This is a genomic window from Prosthecobacter sp. (assembly GCF_046154365.1).
Classification (GTDB): Bacteria; Verrucomicrobiota; Verrucomicrobiia; order Verrucomicrobiales; family Verrucomicrobiaceae; genus Prosthecobacter.
Genome location: NZ_JBJXFV010000106.1, coordinates 51,157 through 74,515 on the forward strand (window position 1 = coordinate 51,157; position 23,359 = coordinate 74,515).

Below are 23,359 nucleotides of genomic sequence, written 5' to 3' on the forward strand. Positions count from 1 at the left end.
TCAGGAACACTTCTCAAGCCGCTGCCGGCGGCGTCTGCCGAACAAGGCGATCATTCCCAGCAGCAACAAAGCCAGACGGCCGGGCTCAGGCACGGCGACGGCGATCACCCCGGTGTCGTAGAGTTTACTGATATCCCAGAAGAGGCCACTCCCAAGCGTCGGAAGGTCAATGTTGTTCACATATTGTGTGGAAGAATTCAGGCCGTTGAAGTAGGTGGAATTGTTCGTCAGCCCTGACCAGTCAATGAGCTTCCACTGGTCTCCGGCAACAAAGGAACTGGAAGAAATACCGGATGTGCCGAGCTTGAGTGTGCTTCCCGCAAGGTTGACTGTTCCTGCGCCACCCAGCACCAGGCGGTCCGCCTCTGTGCTTGTGATGTCGGCATCACGAGCAAAAATGGTCAGCAAAAGATCTCCTCCAAAGGTGAAGGAACCGCCATTCAAGTTAACGCGGAAAGATTCTCCCGATGTGCCGCTCGTGCTGCCGACCGCCAGTGTGGAACCGGTGGCGAAAGTCACGTTGTTGGAAGCCCCGGGAGCGATGATTCCCGCACCTGTCACGGAAGCGCCAGAGGCAACCTGCACAGAGCCGGAGCCTGTGGCACTGCCGGTGGTATTGATGACTTGGAGCGTTCCGGCGGACACCGTAGTCCCGCCGGCATAGGTGTTACCGGCTGAGTTGCTGAGTGTGACCGTGCCGCTGCCCGTCTTCAACAAGGAGAGGAGATCATTGGCAGGCGCTGCATCGACCGGGGTTGCCTGACTGATGAGTCCGGCGAATTCCAAGCCCCTGCCGGCGGTGGCGGTGGAATCGAGCGTCAAAGTTTTGTTCTCACGCACACCTGAGACCAAGTTTTGAAGTGTCACGCTGCCAGTCAGGGTGGCCGCAGTGGCAGAGGTGATCTTGGTGGTGCCGATGCCGTTGGCGTTGACATCAATGTTCTGGGAAATGGCCGTGGTTCCTGCCGCGATGCTCAAGGTGACGCCGGGGTTCACTGTATCGCGCAGCCAATGAACGGGGTCGGCGACGCTGTTCACAGTGCCAGCGGTGGGTGATGCAACGTAGTATGTTGAACTGCCGAAGCTCAGCTGAACGGTTCCCGTGCTCACGGGTGCTTGCGAAAGAATCACCGAGCCATAACTGAAGTTTTCGCTATTGTTGGAGACGTTCTGGCTCGCATTGCCGCTCAGAGTGACGGTGTCACCGCTGATTGCCGTCACGGTCTGCCCCAGAAGCGTCGATCCGACGATCAAAGTGGCAGGCACAGAAAACACGGTCACTGAGGAGCTTGAAACAGAGGCGCTGGTGACAAAGACGGAGGAGGACAAGGTGAAGACAGAACTAACTGTGGTGCCGGCCTGGATGCCAGAGCCGTTGACTGACATTCCAGCAGAAAGCTGCGAAGCACTCGCAACAGCCACGGCCAGGGTCGAGGTGCCTTGGGTGGTCTGCACAGAGCCAAGCACCGGGCCCACAGAAACCTGGGTTCCATAGCGCATGTTGGCGGAAGTGCTGAAGTCGGCGTCACGAACCAGGTTCATGGTGCCATCAGGATTGATCTGAACAATGCGATAAACGCCATTCCTCTCAGCATAGGCTGCCTCATCTTTGATAAGGATGCGTTTGTTGACGTCGGCGGCAGTGAAGGCGTAGGATCCAATGGTCGCCTGAATATTGTAGAACGCGCCCGGTCCAGTGTTGTTGTACTGACCACTTCCGAAGAGTGTGCCATTCCCATCGGTAACAAAAGTCCCGCCCAGAGCGGATAGGTTGCCAACATTGAAGCCCACGGCCCTTTCCACTCCCAGCACGGAGGCTCCGGCGGTGACAAAGTCCACGTTGGCGAGAGGGAAAGAGGCGTCACCCAACTCGATCACGTTGCTCGCAGAACCCAGCCCCCCAATGGCGGCAGCCACCAGCGTACCATTTCGTACGATGATAGCACCATCCAATCCGAGGCCACTGGCGCCCGTGCTGGAGCCGAAGTTATTATTGACATTCGAAAGCGTGACCGTGCCGCCACCAATCATTGTCAAACCTCCACCACCAGTCATCTGCCCAGCAACACTGACAGCCTGACCCGCTGCCGTGCTGAGGATGGTGTTGAGACCAGGCCCACGATTCAACGTGGTGACACCATTGATGGCGATGGCCCCGGCTTCTGATACTCTGAGGACAGAGATGCCGTCATAGTTAACCCCACCAATGACGAGGTTGTTGCTGAGCGTGGAACCTTTGTAGTCGAGGACCAGCGCGAGCGCTGAGCCGCTGGTATCTGTGGTGGTGCCCACGCTAACCAGCGATGCGCCCGGACCGAAGGCACCGTTCACCAAGCCACGCAAGGTGCCTTCCGCCAGAGAAGTACCGCCAGTGTAGGTGTTGCTGGCGTTCAATTCTAGAATGCCAAGCCCCGCCTTGATCAAAATGCCTCCGTTAGTGCCATCGATGACGCCATTGAGGCGTGCACCTGCCACGGCTCCAACTCCAGAACCTGAAGCAGCCCCCAACTGCTCCGCAGTTCCCTCCACGACCTCAATCATCCGGTACTTGCCCCCCAGATTGACAGCATTTGCGAAGTCGATTCGGCGACCGGTGTCCCTGGCCCCAAAGATCAGGGAATCATTGTCGGTCACAAAACCACCTGCCCCCCATGTAAGTTGGATGCCCGCACCACCGATGTTGACGACTCGGGTGGCCCCGTAGGCCGCAAACCCACCGCTAGCCGCCCAGTCCACCTGTCCTGCGGAGGTGCCGAGTGCCCGGACAAAGTCACCTGAGTTCAAACCGAGCACACCGCCACGAAGGCGGAGACGGCTGGCATTCGGCAGCGCGGCAGCATTGTCCAGACGCAGGACGCCGCCCAGGAGGAAGGTGGCCCCCGTGTAAGTGTTGGCCTGACTCAGCACTGTGGTGCCGTCTCCCGAATGGACCAGATTCACGATCCTTGATGCATTGCTGTTGTTCGTGATGACGGACGAGATAGCAAGCGGTGCAAGCGGGTTCCAGTTGTGGATGATCAGGTCCGCGCTGGTCCCATCCGAATTGGTCAGCGCGCTCGTGAGCGCACCGCCGCTGATGCTGTTGGCATGATTGCCCGCATGGGTGGTCTGCAGTATTGCGCCGCCATTGAGAGTCAGCAGATCTGTGATGGTGATGCTGCTGGATGCCACGGCCTGCACGTAGAAGCGGGCGTTGGTGGTATTCACGTTCTGGAACGCGTTGCTAAGCGTCAGAGTGCCCGCGACCGAATCGATCGCAGTGATTGTGGTGCCATCAGCAAGACCACTGCCCCGAATGACCTGCCCCACCTCAAGACGCCTGGTTGAAACATTGCTAATGACATTGCTTCCCTGGACCGAATTGGCCAGCAATTCGTTGCCGCTGTTGAAAAAGCGGATCGTGTTTGCCGCAGCGTTTGAGCCAGTAGCTCCGCTGAAGGAGTCGAAGAACAGGGTTCCATCCATTACGTGCATGCTGCCGGTCCATGCTGAGGGGTCTGGCTGGATGGTGTGTGCGGCCGTGCCCCCAATCGAAATATTGTCAGAAGCCACCACCGAGAACAGGCCTCCGTTAAAGTCCACATAGGCGAAGTAATTGACCCCGGGATTGAGCGTGTCCAAAGATGTCTGGTAAACGGCACGGGGAATGATGGTCTGCACATCACGCAGGAATTCGCCGCCCAAGCGAATGTTGGCGCTGCCAGTACCAGACGGATTCTCACTGAAAAGAACAGTGCTGCCACGCTCATAAGCAACCGCCACAGGATTGGTCAGATCTTGCAGCACCAAATCGGTGTTGAAGTTGCCAAAGCTGTAAACCCGAATGACCGAAGCTCCCTCCTTGGATTGGAAAGCGCCAAGCATGTTTTGTGTCGTGGCCCGGTGCGAAGACCCAATGACTTCGAACGTGCCACCTCCCATAGTCAGACCGCCGATGTCACTACGGACAAACTGGTCGTCTTGAACCACGCGCACACGCAGGGTGCCATCATAAACTTCCAGGCGGTCTAGGCCGTAACCACCAGTGGAGGTGGAGAGGAATTCCAACACACCGGCACCACGCTTGATCACACCGTAGCTGTCTGGAGCGGCTGGAGTGACGTAGTTGCCGCCCATGACCAAGGTGGTACGGGCATTGCCAACATCCCAGACCGCGTCTGAATTCATGGTGAACCCACGATCAGTCATGGAGTTGAGGCCATTGTATTGAAGGACGCCGCCGTTGAAAACCAAGTTTCCGGGGCTGTTGCGAGAGGCTCCAAGCGCTCCTGCTGCGCCTGCAAAGGACAGCATGGAGGAGCCACCACTTAGCGCGGACTGGCTGAGCACCGCCTGGGTTGGGCTGAGAATGGCCGCCACTGTCGTTCCTTCAGGGATTCCCAGGCCGCTGACGGCCTGGCCGACACTGAGGCTGGCCGTTGATGCGAGATTGATGGTCGCCTGCCCCTGCACCAGAGTCACATTTTGAGTGCCGCCCACACTGGCGGGCAAATTGTTAACAAAACCAAACGTCAGCCCCTGGGCACCCGTGCCGGCGACGGCATTGGAGATCTGGAGCGTCGTTGAGTCAATGATCTGGGTGATAACGCTGCCGGCCGGAATGCCGCCACCGCTGACGGTCTGGCCCAGAAACAGACCCAGCGTGCTGGTGACGGACACGATGGCACCGGATGCCATGCCGCCAGTGAACGAAGAGATAAGCGCAGCGGGAGCGGCACCAAAGCTGAGCAATGCATTGGTTGTGGCAGTCGCATCCTGATCGACCACGATCTGGTTGTTGCTGAGGATGGCGAGAATTTTGGTGCCAGTAGGGAAACCGCCGCCGGTCACCGTTTGCCCGATGGTAAGCCCGGCCGTGCTGTTGTTGCCGTTGAGCGTGATGGTGGCGCTATTCACCGTGAGAGTTACCAGATTGATGAAGTTTTCCGCCAGAGCAACATTGTTCCCAAACGTGTAACTCGTTCCCGTCGTGGTGATGTTGGAGCCGTTCAGGAGCGTCACTGTGCTCTGCGCACCGTTGACTGCAGTCACATAGGAGCCGCCGAAACTGATCAGATTGCCGCTGGTCGTTTGCGTCGCGCTGTTGCTGATGCTCACTTGAGTGGCGCCGTTGATGGCGGTGATGGTGGCACCAAGCGGTATGCCCGTTCCAACCACGGGTGTTCCCACCTGAAGACCGGCAGTGCTCGCCACAGTGATCGAAGTGAGTCCGGCGGTCGTGTTGGAACTCACCGTGACAACCGCAGGCAGACCGGCACCGGAAACAGTCTGGCCAAATGTGATTCCGCTCAGATTACTAAAAGTCGGAGGGGACAGCACATTTCCAAGCGTCTGGTTGAACGCGCTGAGCGCCGTGCCCGAGGTGACACCGGTCACCCCGATCTGACGCACGGTCAAAACCCCTGCATTGATCGTGGTGGCACCTGTGTAGGTGTTCAAGCCCGACAAGACCAAGCTGCCATCACCATTCTTATCGAGACCATTATTGTGAGAGAAGGACAGATCGACTGTGGTAGCCCCCGTGCCGGTCACTGCGTTACTTAGAACAATGTTGCCGGTTTGAGTACCAGCGTTCGTGATGGTGATGGAACTGATGGTCGCACCAATCGGAATGTTGCCGGTGCTGCTAGAGACGCCCAGACCAACGTTGAGTCCGGCAATGCTGATACTCGAAATCGTGGTGCTACCACCCGAGGCGGTCACTGTTCGGGTGGAGGGCGGCGTGCGGTTGGCGATGACTGCCGAGATTTCCATGGTGGCGGCAGTGTTATTTTGGCGGATATAGAGGTCCGCAGTGGTTCCAAAGCCGCCGGAGAGAGTTCCCAACCCGTTGATGAGGGCGGAGTCCGTGCCCATGTTTGGGGTGACCAGTATCCCGCCGGAAAGGATCGAATTGTCCCCCACCAAAGTCACCGCCATGGAGTTGTTCCCCGGGGTGTTGTCAGGAGCATTGAAACGCAGGGTGTTCGTGCTGCGGTTCGTCTGGGTGCTGGCACCTGTGATGGTCATGTTGCCGCCGTTGTTGAGACTTGTCGGCAACACCCAATCATTGGCCGCGTTGCTGTTAATGTAGCCAGTGAACCTGCTGATGAGACCGTCCTGGGCAAGCACCACCGAATTATTGGAACTCAACTGCCCTGTGGTGGTTCCCGAGAAGATGGAGTTGCCGCTGCTTACAAAGGTGAATGTTTGACCTGACGCAGTGGCAGTGGCGGGCTGGCTGAGCACCAGTTGGATTCCATTGAGGATTCCCACAATCGTGGTGTTGGCGGCAATGCCCGCTCCGGAGATGGTCTGGCCGATCATGCGACCTGCAGTTGTGTTGGTGCCTGGGAGGGTAAGCGTCGTGCTGTTGGATGTGATGTTGCCTGAGGCGGCGGTGGTAACCTCTGTCATAGAATTAAATGTCAGTGCATTGGTAGCGGTGACCGTCGCATTATTGGACAGGGTGATGGTGCTGCCATTGGCGTTGATCGAGGTAATCGTCACGCCTCCTGGAATGCCCGTGCCACTCACAGACTGGCCGAAAGTAAGCCTTGCGTTGGAGATCACTGTGCCTGTGCTTGTGTCATTCGCCGTGCTGACAGCAGCCCAGTCAGAATCCCCCACATAGGCCCAGCCACCCAAGATACCGTTAACATTGAGATTGTCAGTGCTGGCAATGTTGTCCGCACTAAAGCGTAGCGACGCGCCGGTGTTGCGCGTGATCGAGTTCATGCGCAGTACAGCCGTGCTATTCGTCCGATCAATACGATTGCTGCCGCCGCCAATGGTGGCCGCGGCAATGATCTCGAGGATTGGGCCTGTTCCATTTCTCATGACCAGCGTGGCTCCGAGACGCCCGCCGCCGAGGGTGATTCGTCCAGTGTCAGCAAGCCGACTGCTGTCGCCGTTGGCATAATCAAGAACGAGCGTACCCGCCTGCACGGTGTGATCCGGCGACATGCTGCTGATGGTGTTGCGGGTAAAGCTGTCAGCCTGGCCGCTCAAAATCAGAGTGCCGTCGCCGAACTGGGTGATGGCACCTCCACCGCCGAAAATGCCCTTGATTTCGAGCGAGGCTCCCTGGCCAATCAGCACGCTGGAATTGCCGGTCACAAATAAAGCGCCCGCCCAGGAACTGGTTCCGGTCGTCGCGGCCAAGGTGCCACCTGCCAGGTAGATCGCATCCGCAGTGTTGTAGGTGACATTGCGGAAGTCCAGGGTGGCATTAGCACCGCCGGGGATGGAACTGCCGTTGTTGTTTCCCCCAGCGACAACGATGCCTGCCTGGCCCGCCGCCCCGAGAGCACCGTCCGCAGTCACTGCGAGGATGCCCGCATTGACACGCACTTCTCCGGTGAAGGAGCTGGCAGCGGACAACACCCAAGTTCCCAGACCGTTTTTCACAAGCGAGGTGGAGCCGCCCGCGCCATCTCCAAGAGAGAGGGCGAAAACGTTGTTGCCCGTGTTGTAGCCGCTCAGCGTCAGCGTGCGGTTGCCGCTGCCAGTGAAGCCGACAGCAGGAGAGAAGCCGGCCTGACCGAAATTCATCCTCGCCGCCGTCCGGGTGCCATCCGCCACGATGGTGGCCGCAGAATCTCCCACTCCCATGGTGAACGACCTGTCCGTGAAGGTAGGGGTGTTGCTGACAAAGCGCAGGACCGCGTTGTCCAAGACCAAATTGGCCGCGGCGTTGGAAGCAGAGCCGATGCTGCTGCCGAAACCACCGCTGTTGAGGCTGTTGACCACCAAGCCGCCGCCCTGCACGACCGTGGCCCCGCTGTAGCTGTTTGATGTACCCAAAGAGAGCATTCCAAGACCTGTTTTGGTCAGAGACAACTTCGTGGCGCTGGTCAGGCCGTCCACCAGCGCTCCCTGGAAGCTCTGGTTGACATCCGTGTTGACCGTCAACGTGGCCGGGGCGGCTCCATCGTTCGTCACAGTGCCAACGCCGGTGATGGCCGAGAAGGTGGCATCAAAGCCGTTCAGGTTGAAAACACCGGTGGCCAGATTGATCGCAATGCCTGCTGTCGTGACCAGCGCGGTGGCGCTTTCGAGGCGGATCTCACCTGACTGCTGATAAATCTTCCCGCTGAACGTGTTGTTCCCGCCCAAACGCAGCAAGCCGCTGTTGAGTGCGATGTCTCCCGTCAGTGTGTTGTTGCCGGAGAGAACGATCGCGGAGCCATTCAGGCGGATGTAGCCGATGGTGTTGTCCCCGGTGAGTTTGAGGGCATTAAAGTCGCCGTAGTTCAGGCTGACGTTGGTGCCACCACCGGTGGTGGCTTGGGACAATTGTAGGGTCGTCCCGTTGATGATGGCAGCGACTGTTGTCCCTTGGGCGATATTGTTGCCGGAAATAGCGGACCCGACCTCAAGCCCAGCCGTGCTGCTCACCACGACCTGTGTGCTGCCCGTGGAGAAAGTGGAGGCCAACTGGCCGGTGGTCCCAAACTGGATCCCTTCAGTCTCCACACCGCCGGACAAATCATGGTCTCCTGCAATGGTGAGGATGCCACGATTGTCGCCAGGACCACCCGATGTCGCACTCAAGATCAACCGTCCTGATGCACCGCTGATGATGTTGGCAGAACTTATGGTCAAAACTCTGTTGTCAGCGACCCGGAAACGCCCGTCGGCGGCCCCGATCGTGATGCCGCGATTGACGTCATTCATGTCCATGGTGGCATTCACCTGCAAAGTGCCGCCGTTCAGCACCAGTTGGTCCGCACGGAAGCTCGAAGGGTTGACACCCAAGTCAGTTTCCCTCGTGATGCGCAGGGTTCCCTCATTCACATACGTCCTACCTGAATAGGTGTTCACCTGCGTAAACGTAAGGCCAGTTCCAGTCTGTGTCTGCAGCGGTGCATTGGACAGCACGAACTGGGAGCCACTCAAAACGCTTGCCACCACGGTGCCGGCGGCGATGCCGGGACCACTCACCAATGCCCCGACCTGCATGTCGGTGGTGTTGGCACCGCCGCTCATCGTTACAGTGCTTTGACCAGAGGTGTAAGAGCCTGTGCGGCTGAAGCCAGGACTCAACTGCAGCGTGCCCTGCCCAGACTTGGCCAGATTCATCTCAAAGGCTCCGTTGTTGACCAGGAGGCTCGTGATGGTGGTCGTGCCTCCGGTGATATGAGTGATCAGGTCGTAGCCGGAGGTCGCACCTGCCGTCACCATGCCGCCCGCAAGAGTCGAACCAAAATTAATCACCCCGCCCGTGCTGATGGTCAGCGTGTTTCCGGCATTGATCGTGGTATTGAAGCCACGCAGGTTCACTGAATTGACCGTAATTGAGTTGATCGTTTGCGCTGAAGCAAGTCTGACGTTGCTGCTGCTGGTGTAGGTCGTGCTGACAGTTGCAATTTGAGTCGATGCAGCCGAGTTGACCGCCGTGACGCCAGCGGTGGCATTGTAGGTGGCAAACTCACTGCCCACGACCGCCCAGCCGCCGATGATGCCTCCGGCAAGCGTAGGTGCGTTGGTAAACATCACCTTTGAAGCACCTGAATTGCCGAGAGCAAAAGAGTCTTCCATGTTGATCATGCTGCCTGCCTGACGCGTCAGCCCCTCAAAGGTGACGATGTTTGAGCCAGCATTTGATTTGGTAGTGCTAATCATATTGGCACCACCAGTGAGTGTGAGCTGTCCCACGGTTTCAGCGAACGCCTCGCTTCCCGTTCCAAAGCTACGATACAGAAACCGACCACCATTGAGGTTTATCGCCGTGCTATCACCGATACGGGTCGTACTATAAGTGATTGCCAGAGTGCTAGCACTGTTTTGGATTTCAAGTCCCTGTCCACTGCCGTTGCCCCACACAGTATTGCCCACGCCGGAAATGTTGATCGCAGTTGGGGAACCTAAGGCACCAGTGGTACCCGAGACGAGCATGTTCGCCCCCACTAGGTTGACGTTCCCGTTGATGACCATGGCACCGTTGACAGTGACCAATGCGCCGTTGGTCACGTTGTCCCCGGTGCCGCGGATGTTGAGGGAGCCGTTTTCCAGCACCACACGTCCCAAGCTCACCTGGGTCAAAGTCTGAACCCCGCGGATGTCGAAGTTCCCATTCGTGACTCGGAAGTCAAAAGGGACGCTCCCGCCAATGAAGCCGAAGGTGCTTGGGTTAAAGGAAGTGACTCCGGGAGCATCCAAAACCGCGACACCATTCGTGGCATGACCGGCAATGCCGAGGAAATCTCCTCCCACAGGCGTGTTGGTGGTGGGCGCGGCAGAAAGTGTGAAGGTGGTGGCGCTGTTGATGGACTGAATTTTGGTTCCCGCAGCGATGCCCACACCATACACATACATGCCGGTGCGCAGGTTGGTTGTCGTGCTGCCGGATGGGAGGGTGACGAGCGCGTTGCCGCTGGCGTAACTGACGCGACTGAGGAAGGTGGTGGCCGATCCGAGGCCCACATTCACAGTACCACCGCCTTCACGCACCATCCTGCCGCCAAGCATGAGCCGGTTCAAGGAATAGGCTGCTGTGAAGTCACGGAAACTGAGTGTGCCGTTGTTAATGATGAGACGCGAGCCCACCGTTCCGGAACCGTTGCCAAACGCCGTTGTATTCGTAAGCGCCAGGGTGGCACCGCTGTTGATCGTCGTTGTGCCTGAGTAAGTGATGCTGCCGCCGGAGAGTGCCTGCTCCCCTGTTCCGGCCACCACCAGGTTCAGCACACCAGTACCGTTGTTGTTGGCACGGTCACGCATGATGCCGTTGAAGCTGCGGCTGCCGCTGGTCAGGAGTGTCAGCGTGCTGCTGGCGCTGAGCGCTTCACCTTCGAGATTTTCCACCACGCCGCCGCCGGTAGAGTCTGCGAGACCCGCCACCGTCTCATTATTGCCGACCATCTTGAAATAAGCGTTGTTGTTGGCGGCACCATCGAAACGAATCACCGTCCCGTCGGCGATCTGCTCGTTGCCACCCAACTGCACCACGGCGGTGTTGTTGCCAGCACCGGTTACCTGGCCCAGGCCGCGGCTGACTCCGCCAATGGTGAGGCCGCCGACAATGGTGCCGTTGACGACATCTCTTCCATAGGTTGTCAGAGAAGTTCCGGAGGCAGACGCAGCCGTGGACAGGATGAAGTTGGTGCCATCAATGATGGCGGCCACTGTGGCCCCATTCGGCACATTCGTTCCTGAAACCGGCATGCCCACATAGAAGCCCGCAGTGCTGACAGTCCTGGCCACAGTGCCGCCCGCGCTGGCGACGATGGCGGCGCTGCCACTGGTGGCAGTCGCGTTGGCAGACAGAGTGAACTGGGTGCCATTCGCATTCAGGGCTGCCACCGTGGCACCCACCGGGATACCTGAACCGCTGACGGGCATGCCCACATAGAACCCGGCCGTGCTGCCCGTGTTTAGCGTGACCAGATTGCTACCGATATTGACTGTAGCAGCAAAACTCTGCGTGTTCGCGGCAATGGCGGCGGAGGCGTTGGTGGCGGTAGCATTGGCTGAGAGAGTAAACGACGTGCCGTTCGCATTGATGGTCGCAATGGTGGCGCCGACCGGGATACCCGTACCGCTCACCGGCATGCCCACAAAGAAATTGGAAGTATTGCCGCTGTTCAGTGTCACGTTGTTGTTTCCATTGGTGATGCTGGCACTGACATTCTGAGCCACAAGCGTTCTGGCTAAGCTACCTGCGCTGGCAGTGCCTGAAACGCTGCTGGTCGCCACAGCGGAAAGCGTGAACTGGGTAGCGCTCAGAATGGTGCCGATCGTGGCCCCGACCGGGATGGCAGAATTTCCAAAGATACCCATGCCTGGACGCAATGCGGTGGTGTCTCCGCTGGTCAGGCTCACCGTTGTGGACCCGCCGAAGGTTAGAATACTCAAGGGGCTGGAAACCACAGCGGTGGCGGCCTTGGCCAACACCAGGTTGGGGTTGCCGGCGTCACTGAAACCACGATTCGTGACCCAGGTGTCCCCGCTGAAGCTATTGGCTGTGGTTCCAGAGAGTGTCAGACGCCCGCCGCCCATCACCGTGATACCAAGGCCGGAACTGGCCTGCGAAATGGAGCCGACAATGTCCACACGCGGGGAGGCACCACCCGCACCAAGAATCACCTGAAGATTGCTAGCGAGTTGCACGGGCACGAACAGCATTTCCGTGGAGGTGTTGGACTGCACCTTGCTCAAAACGGCAGATCCATAAGCACCGTTGTTGAAGATCAACCGCCCGTTGCCGGCTCCTTGGGTGATGGTGAAGCCATGAGTGTTGTTCGTGTCACCTAGAAAGAGCTTGCCGACAATTCTGTCCCCATTGAGGGCCACTTGGGCGCTGGTGGAGATGTTGGTGTTGAGGGTGGTGATGCTGCTGATGGCATTCGGCGCTTCCTGCGGCTGCCAGCTGGTAGCGGCCCCCCAAGAGGACGAGCCCGTGAGGTTGTAGTTGTAAAGCCGGACGGCGATGTCGCCTGGTTTGGTGAGGATGACGAGAAGGCCGTCCGTGGCAAACTTGCTCACGTCGTAAACGAGCTGGCCTGAGAGGGTGGGCAGATTCAGATTTCCACCGCCAGCGCCGCCATTGCGGTAATTGGTGCCAACATCCAAAGTCGATCCCACTGAGAGCGAGTTCCAGTCGCCGACATCAATGAAGTCGCCGCTGGCAGCCGTGGCGAAGTAACCGCCGGAGAGGGTGATCTGGCTGCGATTGAGTTCGAGCACTCCGTTCACTGTGATGGCGTCATGGCTGCCAATGACGGCGGCGTTCCAAGTGGAGAGCCTCTGGTCGCGATAACCACCGACCGTGTCATAGAAACCCACGAGCAGATTGGAGAGAATGCCAAGGTCATTGCCAGTGCGTCCGTTGATCGTGAAACTGGCTGCAGAATTGTCCTGCAGCGTCAGATTACCATTGAAGACCATGGACCCCACGGCGGTGCCAAAGCTGCCGCCTGGTGTCAGCGTGGCTCCACTGGCGATCAGGTGGTTGGTGACTCCTGCGGTGCCATTCACGATGCCCACGCCAGAGAGCGTGGCACCCGAGTTGACGGTGATGCCACCCGCATCGGCTCCGCCCGTGGTATGTGTGGAAGACGTGCCGACCTGCAGGTTGCCGCCATTGACGGTGGTGGAGCCGGTATAGGTGTTGATCGCGCCGAGCACCCACGATCCAGGCCCGTTTTTCACCACGGAGGTCACCCCACCGTTGTCGCTGACCACATTGCTGAGCGTGTTGGCATCCGTGTTGACGCCCAAAAGGCTCAACGTGCGGTCACCGCTCAGCCCGTTGAAGCCCATGCTGCCTGAATTTGTGAAATTCACCGCTCCGGTGCCGGAGGATTCGATGGTGCCTCCCGAAAGGCCAACACTGAAAAGCCTGTCCGTGGACTGAGCAGTTCCTGTGTAGCGCAGCGTACCGCCATTGAGCACCAGACTGGCTGCGTTGGTGGTATTATCCGTTGCAACCCCGGCACCGATATTGCTAATGAAGCCGATGTTTGCCAGATTGGAGACTTGGAGCACGCCGCCATTGATCGTGGTGGCGCCGGTGTAGTCATTGCCCGCCGCACCCAGCACCCAGGTGCTCGTGCCGCTCTTCACCAGCGAGATGGTGCCACTGCCATTAGCAATGACGGGATTGAAGGTGTTCAACAAGGCCGGGTCCGCGCTGCCGCCGAGCGTCAAAGCACGAGCACCGGCGCTGTTGACCACGATTGGGCCAGTATTCGAGAACACCAGCGCTCCCGTTCCGGATGAGTCCAGCACGCCTCCGTTGACTCCGAGGGTCACAAGACGGTTGGTGCTTGTCCCGGTCCCGTTATAACTGAGCGTGCCGCCATTCAATACCAGCGAGGCCGCGTTGGTAGCAGTGTTGGAGGCATCACCACGACCGATGCCGCTGGCGACGCCGATGTCATTGAGGTTGTCGGTCCTCAACACGCCGCCTGCGAGAGTGACCACACCGGTGTTAAAGTTGCCCGCCCCGAGATCATAGTCATCAGGGGTCAGTCCATCGCCGATGGTCGGCGCAACACTCAGGGTGAAGCTCGTGTCGGGATTGATCGCTGTAATGTAAGCACCCAGTGGGATGCCTTCGCCAATGACAGCCTGGCCTACAACAAGGCGTGAGGTGTCGCTGGAGGTGATCAGTGTATTTCCAGCGGTGGCGGTGCCTGTCACACCAGCGAGGATGCCGTTGTTCGGTGCCATGACCCAAGTGCCGTTGCCGCTCATGGTCAACGCTGTCGCGCCGCCGTTGTCGCCGATCACAGGCACAAAGGTGTTCGTTTGGGCGGAGGTGGCCGTCAGGGCCAGAGTGCGCGCACCGCTGCCCTGGTAGGCCAGCGCGCCAGTGTTGGTGAAGCTGAGACCGCCGGTTCCGCTATTGTCGATGGTGATGGTGTTGCGTCCCAGGGTAAACAAACGGTCCGTGCTGACGGCTCCGCCGCGGTAATCCAGCGTCGCGGCGTTAGTTCCAGCGCTGTCTCCAAACACCAGGTTCGAGGCGAGCGAGGCGGATGCCCCCAGGGCGCTGGCCGTGCTGCCATTGGCGAGGATGTCGGCGCGCAAGCTACCTGAGGCCAGGGTGGTGACGCCGCTGAAGGTGTTGGCTCCCTGAAGATACAGGGTGCCGCCTCCCGTCACGTTGAGATTGATGCCCGTGGTGGACTCGCTGATCACGCCGCCGACGGTGAACACGCCAGCCGTGCTGGCGATGTTCCAAGTCTGGCTGGCGAGGAGACGGACGGGAACATTGGCATTGATCGTGTGCGCGGCGGAGCCAGCTTGCACATTGAGTCCGCCAGCATTGAGGGAAATCCGGTAGGTGTTGGCACCGGAATTGTTGATCGAAACTGGATTGCTCGCAGCCGTAGTGCCGGTGCCGGTGAAAGTTAGCGTGCGGAATTGCTCATTGCGGCCCAAAGTCACCGCCAGCCTGCTCGTGTTGGCCGAGTTGGCGGTGAAGAAAACGTCGTCAATGACGCCTGGGGTTCCGTTGACACCTCCGGTGCCAGTGGCGGTGGAGTACCAGTTGCCGCTTACATCAGAAAGATTGCTGCTGCCAGCGGTCCAGAACCACGAGCTGGTGACGTCTGAGGCCAAGGTCAATGTCGCCGTCGTAGCAGTGTTACCGAGCGTCACCGTGTAATTGTTGGCAAAGGTCAAGGCATTGTTAGACACACTGCCGCTGGCTGCGGTGCTGATGGTGACCGAGTTCGCGGCGACTCCGGCGACGGTGGCACCGGTGGCGATGCCTGTGCCTGTGACGTTCATGCCGATGACGAGCCCGGTGGTACCGCCTGGCATGGAAATCGTCGTGGTGCCGTTGGTGTTGCCGGTCAACGATTGGAAGCCAAGGATGAGACCGGAGCTCGTCAGGCTTAGATTGAGTGGATTGGAAAGCGAACTGCCGGAGAGGAAGGTGTAGGTACCGGAAGAGAGGCTAGTGGCCGTGGAAACAGGCGCGAGTGCGATTTCCACAGGTCCGGCGATGGTGATTCCACGTGTGACGTTGATGCGATCGATTTGCGTGACTCCGCCCGAATTGATGTCCAGAAGGAGATTGACCGGCGTGCTGCTGCCGGAGCCCAAAGTCAGACCAGTGGCCGGTCCGGTGGCGTTCTGCTGGATGGTGAAGGTGCCGATGGCGTTGTTAGACAGGCTCAATGTGCTTCCTGCGTTCACCGTCAAGGAGGCACCAGATGCCGCCACCGAGGTCAGACCTGCAAAGTAGTTCCCTTGGACGTTCAAAGTGCCGCCATTGACCGTGATCGCGGTATTTCCCAATCCCGGGGCAGCCGTGGAACTCGCAGGCTGGTTGAGCACCAGCGTCCCGGCACTGACGGTGGTGTTGCCCGTGTAGTTGCTGTTGCCAGTCAGTGTCCAGGTGCCGTTGCCAGACTTGGTCAAGGCACCGGTGGTGATAGCTATCGGACCAGCGATTGTGCCGCTGCCGGTTCCCTGCAAGGTGAGGTTATTGCCAGCTCCCGTGACGCTGGCACCACCGTAAACGACATTGGCATTGGTCACCGCAGATGTGGCATTTCCATCCAGGATTACATTGGTACCGCTGACTGAGATCACTCGCCGCCCCAACAGGGTGGAACCCACCACCAAGGTGCTGGGAGCCGTGGCACGCAGCGTAACATTCGGAGATGTGGTCAAACTGGACGCAACACCCACTGTGCTGCCAAACGGCACCGAAGTACTAACCGTGACCGTCTGGTTGGCAGTGCCGGAGAGCGAGACCGCCGTGCCGTTGATCGCGGTGACTGTTTGCCCAAACATCGTAGTTCCTAGCACCAAATTGGACGGCGCGGTGCCCGCCAAGGTGACACCGGCAAAACTGGAGGCGTTGCCAACAAAAGTCGTAGCTGTCCCGGCGAAGGTAGTGGTGCCGCCGCTCAGGGTGATCCCTGTTGGGGCGGTGGTATAGTTGGAGCCGGTGTTGGTCATGGTGATGCCTACGAGTTGCCCGCTGCTGTTGAGCACGGCCGTGGCAGTGGCACCTGTGCCGCCGCCGCCATTAATGGCCAAGGTGGGAGCCACCGAGTAGGTGGTGGTCCCCGGGGTGATGGCGAAATTGGTGGTCGTGAGACCGCTGCCGCTGCTGGTGACATTGGTCGTCGTGCCGGCCGCCGAATTGCTTAGCACGAGAGGAGTGCTTCCAGAGGCGTCGAGAACACCGGCACCGGTGAGGTTGATCACCCGGGTGGTGGTGCTGCGGGCGGCGTCCGAGCCAATGAAACGCAACGTTCCCGCAAGATTGACGTTCGAGAACAAGGCCACGTTCCCCATCGAGCTTGGTGCGACATCCGCCAGGGTGTTGACCTCCAAAACGCCACCCGTCACATTGGTGCTGCCCCGGTAGTTGTTCAGACCGGTCAAAGTCTGGGTGCCGGTGCCAACTTTGACCAAGCTCAAGGCATTGGTGCTGTTGGTGATCATCCCGGCAAAGGTGGCCTGGGCCAGATTGGATACGCCCACAGTCAATGTGGCCGCCGACCCGGAATTGGTCACCAGACCTCCACCCGCTAGCGATCCCACGGTTTCGGAGAAACCTGCGAGATCTAGCGTGCCGCCCGTGGTGCCGGTCAGGGTGTTGCCTGCCGCGACGACCACGTCGGAGTTGTCAGGGATCACCCCCGCAGCCCCCAATCTCAGCATGCCCCCCGTGATGGTCGTGCTGCCCGTGTAATTGTTGGCGGAACTGGCAAAAACTGCGGTGCCAGCGCCTGCGATGACGATGCCGGAAAGCGCTCCACTGGTGATCTGCCCGTTGAGGTAAGCCGTGACAAAGGGGCTGGTGATCGTCATGGTTCGTGCCGCCGTACCGAGGTTCATCACCCCCGTGAGGAAGAGGTTGTTCGCGGCGGAAGTGCCGCCAAACGTGAAATTGCCGTTTACCGTGATCGCATTCGCAAGCCAGGTGGTGTAGTTGAGGTTGTTGGTAGCGGTGGTAGTCGCAAGAGACGACAATGCGAAACCGGTGTCGCTGATGCCGGATGACACAAACGACCCCGCTGGAACACCGGTGCCGTTGACAATCTGGCCCACAGTCAGGAGACGCCCATTGGTTCCGGTCAGCGTGACAGCCGACGAACCGTTCGTCGTGCCTGAACTGATAACCGTGAAGCCGCCAGCGAGGATAGTGGCACTATCTCCCAGGATGAGCGATCCTGTGCCGATCGCGCTGCTGGCAATGTCCAGCGCCCCTGCGGTCAGGGAGGTGTTGCCATTACCGAAAATCAAGGTGCCCGCAGACAGATTAAAGCCCGTGGTGAAGGTGCTGAGGCCGGTGAGCGAAAGTGCTCCACCACCGGATTTGGTGACCACGCCGCCAGCACTCGTAATCGGGACGCTGATAGCTAGCCCAACTGGCGCGGAACCGGTCACGCTGATGACAGGGGCGGCATTGTTCAGTTGAAGTGCGCTAACCGCGACAGCGCCACTGCTGATGATCGGAGTCACCGCCCAGTTGTCATTGTTCGCGGTGATGGCATTGGCCGCCGTGAGCACCACGGTGCTCGAGGCGGTGGGGGTGCCGAAGCTAAACGTAGGCGCAGCAGTGCCGCCATTGCCGTTGAAGGTCAAACTAGCAAAGGTGTTCTGAACTGACGTGCCATAGTTGGGCAATGTGAAAGTTCCTGTGCCGGAAAGGGTGATGTTGCTAGTAGGGGCGATCTGACCGGTGTTGGTGTTCGCGAAGTTCAGCGCACCTCCGTTGATCCGGATGTCGCCCGGGATGAGCTGGGTGCCAGAAACACCGGTGGAAAGCTGCAATATACCCTGATTAACGATGGTGGTCCCAGTGTAGTCGTTGACGTTTTTAAGCGTGCCAGTGGTGTAAACAAGGGAGGCTGTCCCGCTGGCCGTTGGGGTCTGCGAGAGCGTCACCTGTAAGTTAGCAGTATTGATTGAGGTAATGGTCGTGCCATTCGGAATACCAGGGCCAGTGACCGGCTGGCCAACGACCAGACCGCTTGTGCTGCTCACTGATACCACAGGACTGCTGGTACTGGTGGTGCTGCTAAGTGTCACCGTGCTTCCAGGTATGTAATTCACAAAGACGCCCGTGCCACTGGCTGTCACAGGCTGCGACAGTGTCACCTGTGTCGGGCTGTTCACGGCGGCAATGACGGTGTTAGGAGCGACTCCCACGCCTTCCACCGGCGCACCGATGACGAGTCCAGCCGTACTCGCGAGCGTGGCCTGTGTGCCATTCACCGTAGTGGAACTGACGGAACCATTCACCGGGGTATATGTACCATAGGTGAGGTTATTGGTTGCCGTTGCCGTTGCGGCGGCAGAGAGAAGTACCTGAGTTCCATTGAGGATACCCGCGATGGTCGTCCCGCCAGGAATACCAGTACCTGTGATCGTCTGTCCAACCGTAAGACCTTGGGTGGTGCCCACAGACGCAATGGTGGATTTATCAGTCGTAGTGGTGCTGATGCTGCCGTTTTGCGGAGTCACCGCCGTGAAATTCAGGTTCGCCGTTCCCGCCGCCGTCGCGTTGGATGAAATGACCACCTGATTACCGTTGAGAATGGCAACGACTGTTGGGCTGCCTGAAACATTAGTGCCCGTAACCGTCTGTCCAACGGTCAACCCGGTCGTGTTTCCAACAATGATCGTATTGCGGGCGACAACGTTGCTGGAGAGCACGTTTGCCGAATTGTTCCCGAGACTGTAATTCAGCACCACGTTTGCACCGTTCGCCGTCGCAGGTTGGGAAAGGGTAACCTGCGTCGGGCTATCCACTGAAAGGATGGTGGTGCCAGTCGTGATTCCGGAGCCAGAAACCACACTCCCAGATAACAGACCAGCGGTAGTGGTCATTGTCACCACGGCACTAGTATTCGTGGTATTCGAGGCCAAAGATGCCGCCGCACCCAAGACAAGAGTTCCACTACCCGATTTCACCAAGCCAATATTGCCGGTGATCTTGGTATTCATCGTGTTGGTGCCAGAATTGGCCCAGAAAAAGAGATCTGAACTGCCTGAAGTAATCGCAGAGTTGATGTCTCCACGATTGAATGTCACGCTTGTCGTGGTAATCAGCCCTCCACTTGCAATTGTCAGGGTGGCCGCATTTCCAGCCGTACCAAAGGTCTCGGTCGTTCCGTTGGTGATGCGCCATGAGTTAATCGTTCTACTCGCTGCCAAAGTGCGGGAAGCATTGCTCTCATTCACATTCGCAGTGGCAGCAGCAGTAGTGAAGTCGCTGCTGGCATAACTAGCATAACCAGCACCCGTATTACTTAGCTGGCTGACCCCGAGGCTGTCCTTGTAACTAGCGAACTCAGACCCGTTGACCACCACCACCGCCCAACCGCCGATGATGCCGTTGACCAGACTGCTCTGGCTGAACGCGCTGCCATTGACCTGGCTGAGGAAAACCTGCGGCTGGGCACCGGCCGTGGCGGTATTCGTGGTGCCCCCCAATGTCAGGCCAGAGCCGGGCACAAAATTCACCACACCACCATTGGCAGCGACGCGGTTGAGGTCCGCCAGGGTGAGCGCGTAGCCGCCAGTGGTGGCACCACCAAACTCGTTGATTGTGATCGCCGAAGAGCCTTGGCCCAAGGTCACCGCGCCAATGGTCTGGGCATCAAGCGACTGGCGACCGTTGATGGTCAATGAGCCGCCATTCAGAGTGACGGGAGCCAATGCGTTGATGCGTGCCGTGTTGTTACTGAGGCCCTGGTTGTCGAGCAACAGCGTCGAGTAGCCCACAGTGATGGCGCTGGTGTTGGCAAGCGACCCACCATCACGCAGAGTCAAGGTGCCACCCAGAACACTGGTCGCTCCGGTGTAGGTGCTGGCTCCGGTGAGGATCAAGGTGGCTGACCCCGACTTGGTGAAGGACAAGGCACCTCCTGAGTTGGTGATGACGCCACCAAAGCTGGAGCTTGTGCCAGTGCTGGTGACCAGCGTGACAGGCGTGGCTCCCGTATTCGTGATGGTGCCTCCGCTGCCCGATAGTGCCACGTTGGTGCCGCCGACATTCGCTGTCGCATTGTTGGAGATCGCCCCAACGGCGAGATTGCCCCCCTTCACATCCAAGATGCCGCCATTGACACGCAGGTCATAGACAGTGGCGGTGGTGGTTCCGGTTGTTACCAGCAGGGTATTGGCTCCCGCCCCAAGTTCCAAGGTGCCTGCGTTGAGCGTGGTCGTTCCCGTGATGTAGCTAGCGCGATTCAGGGTGAGTTTGCCAGCACTAGACTTGGTTAGGCCCTGAGCGCCTCCAGAGAGGAAGCTGTTCACCACAAGATCTCCCACGTTGTGAAAGATCAGTTGATTGTTCGCTCCTGGTGCAAGCACGCCGCCGCGGATGCCATTGTTGTTTGCCAGCGAGAGGATGCCTCCAGATGTCACCGTCAGCGTGTGCAGGCCGCCCGCGACGTTGTAAAGGCTGCCCGAGGGATTGACCGTTGAAGAAAGCGTGCCCGCTGCCATGAACACCCCGCTCCCTGAATCAAGCACTAGGCTGTTGATGGTCGAATTCGCGGTCAGGTTCTGCTGCGCGGTCAGGCGCACGTTGGTATTCGGGCTGACGGCGGAAAACGGTGCGATCTGCGGCTGTGTGCCCAAGGTGGACGCTTGTTCACCAGCTGTCAGGAGTCGGAAGCCTCTGCCTGCAAAATAGGTGACAAATCCCGTGCCGTTGCCGGTAAGACTTGTGTCACCAATGATGTCTGGACGAATGCTCATGGTGGTGGTGCCCGCAGCTCCGCCAGAACCAATCTGTGCAGGCGCAGAGACACCGACGAAGTTCGTAACTCCGACCGTCCCTGTGCCAAGTGTTCCAGCTCCGAGTGAGGTTCCACGCAGCAGAAGGGTGCCGCCTGCGCTGCTGCCAGCGATGCTGTTCATGGAACGGAATCCAAGCACAGTGGCAGTTCCCACCGCTGTGTTTGGAAACAGTGTGATGACACCGGCACCATTCTGGATGTTTACAGCCCCAAGATTATCGCTTCTTCCGAGGAAGTTGGTATCAGCGGTCCCTGCCGTGACTCCTGTTCCCGAAGAAAGGGTAAATTGGGTGGAGCTGACGATGGACGCCACACGAAGACCGGCCGGGATAAAAGTGGTGGCGTCCACAGGCATGCCAACATAGAAGCCGGCAGTGGTTCCCCCTGAGAGGTTTACGGTCGCGGAACCAGCCGTCGTGATAGCACTGATGGTCTGGGAGAGCTGTGAGCCGGTCACACCAAAGAAATTGAGCGCGCCCCCCTGAAGGTTGGTGGTCCGGTTGGACAACGTGGTGCTGATGTCCGAGTAGGCTCCAGGAGTGCCGTCCACACTGACGCCTAGGCGGTTGGCCACGTCGTTGGTGCGATTGTCAATGTTCAGCACCCCGCCCGAATTCAGAGTATAGGCGCGGAAGTTGAGTGACTGGCCTGATCCGCCGTCGAGCGTCACCGCACCCTGGGTTACAGTGAATGTGTTGGACACCGAGGCGTTGTTGTTGCCAGTCAGATTCCAAGTCCCGCTGCCGATTTTGGTCACGTTGAGAAGACCATTCACGAAAGGACTCGAAAAAGTTCCGGAAAACGTGCCGCTCGAGTTGTCGTAACCCGTCACCACAGTGCCTTGCGTGTTGAGACTGTAGTTCGTGATGGAACCGGAGCCAGCGACGGAGCCGACCACTCCTGCGAGTCCGCGAGCATCAAGGGACGTGCTAGCCGCCAGTACCACCTGTGAATTGCCGATGAACGCGCCATTTTGCGCGAAGGCGAGTGCCCCCGAGTTGACATAGGTGCCGCCGGAGTAGGCGCTCTGACCACCGATACCGAGCACCCCATTGCCTGATTTGATGATGAAGCCGGTGTTCATTGCGGCATTCAGCGCAAGCCCGATCTGCCCGGTAAGACCCATCTGGCCAGGCATCACGGTAGAAGCGGCCACATTGAAGTTTTGCCCCGCGCTGATGTCCAGGAAGCCGTTCAGCACCGGAATTGCGCTGCCATTGTCCAGGCTGGAGGCCGTGATGATGCCGCCGACCGTCACGCTGCCAGACAAAGCCGCAGTGGAAGTCTGGGAAAGCGTGTAGCTCAGCCCGGAACCGCTGGAAATGGTGGAGCCAGCAGCGATGCCAAGACCACTCACAGGGGTGCCAGCGGCCAGGGCGCTGGCGCTCGGCGCGATCGTGAAGGTCAGCGCGGCAGTGCCTGCGGTGGTGCTGGCGCTGTTTTGAATCGTGACCGTGCCGCTCGCCGTGGCGTTTTCGGACATGGTGTAATTGGTCGCGTTGGAATTGCTTGAGATGGTGGTCCCTGTCGGTATGCCAGCACCACCGATAGAAGTGCCCGCCGCGATCGTCGCCCCCGAAGCCACCGAGAATACCAGTTGATTGGAATTTGCCGTCGTAGTGGCGGTGAGAGGACGGACGGCCACCACTGCCAGCGTGCCACTTCCAGTCATGACAGCCGGACCTGTGACACCACCATCATGCGTGAATGCAAGATTGGAAATGGTGTTATTGAAGTTGTTGAGGTTCAGCAAACCACCGCCGTTCATGGTCACAGTTGCCAATGAAGCTATCTGGTTGCTTTGCTGCAAGAAAACCGACGCATTGCCAATCGGCAGTGAGTCGGCACCACTGTTGTTGCCGCCAGAAATGATCAAATTGCCCGGAATGGCAGGACCAGAAGACGCATTGAGGTTCACGATCACGCCGTTGACATAGGTGGTGCCAGTGTAGGTGTTCGCGGCCGTGAGATTGATCGTCGGCGCAGTCTGATTGGTACCCGCGACCTGGCTCAAACCGTCGAAGATGACGTTCATGGTCGTGTTGTTGTTGGCGATCACGGAATTCACCGTCATCACGTTCTGCCCGTTGTAGAGGAACAGTTCGCTCTGACCCGCTCCGGCGGTCAGGATGCCCCGCAAGGCGGCAGAG

Annotated in this window: 1 protein-coding gene (cut by a window edge); it reads right to left on the bottom strand. The window is 58.9% G+C overall.

Translation table 11 applies throughout. From position 1 onward, the window contains the following. A protein-coding gene (locus ACKVY0_RS13710) for an autotransporter-associated beta strand repeat-containing protein (protein WP_409215389.1) crosses the window boundary here: on the bottom strand, positions 1-23,359 show its 3' portion. It continues 13,772 nt past the right edge of the window; only the last 23,359 of its 37,131 coding nucleotides appear in the window; its start codon lies off the right edge, out of view — the gene reads right to left on this strand; the stop codon is at positions 1-3.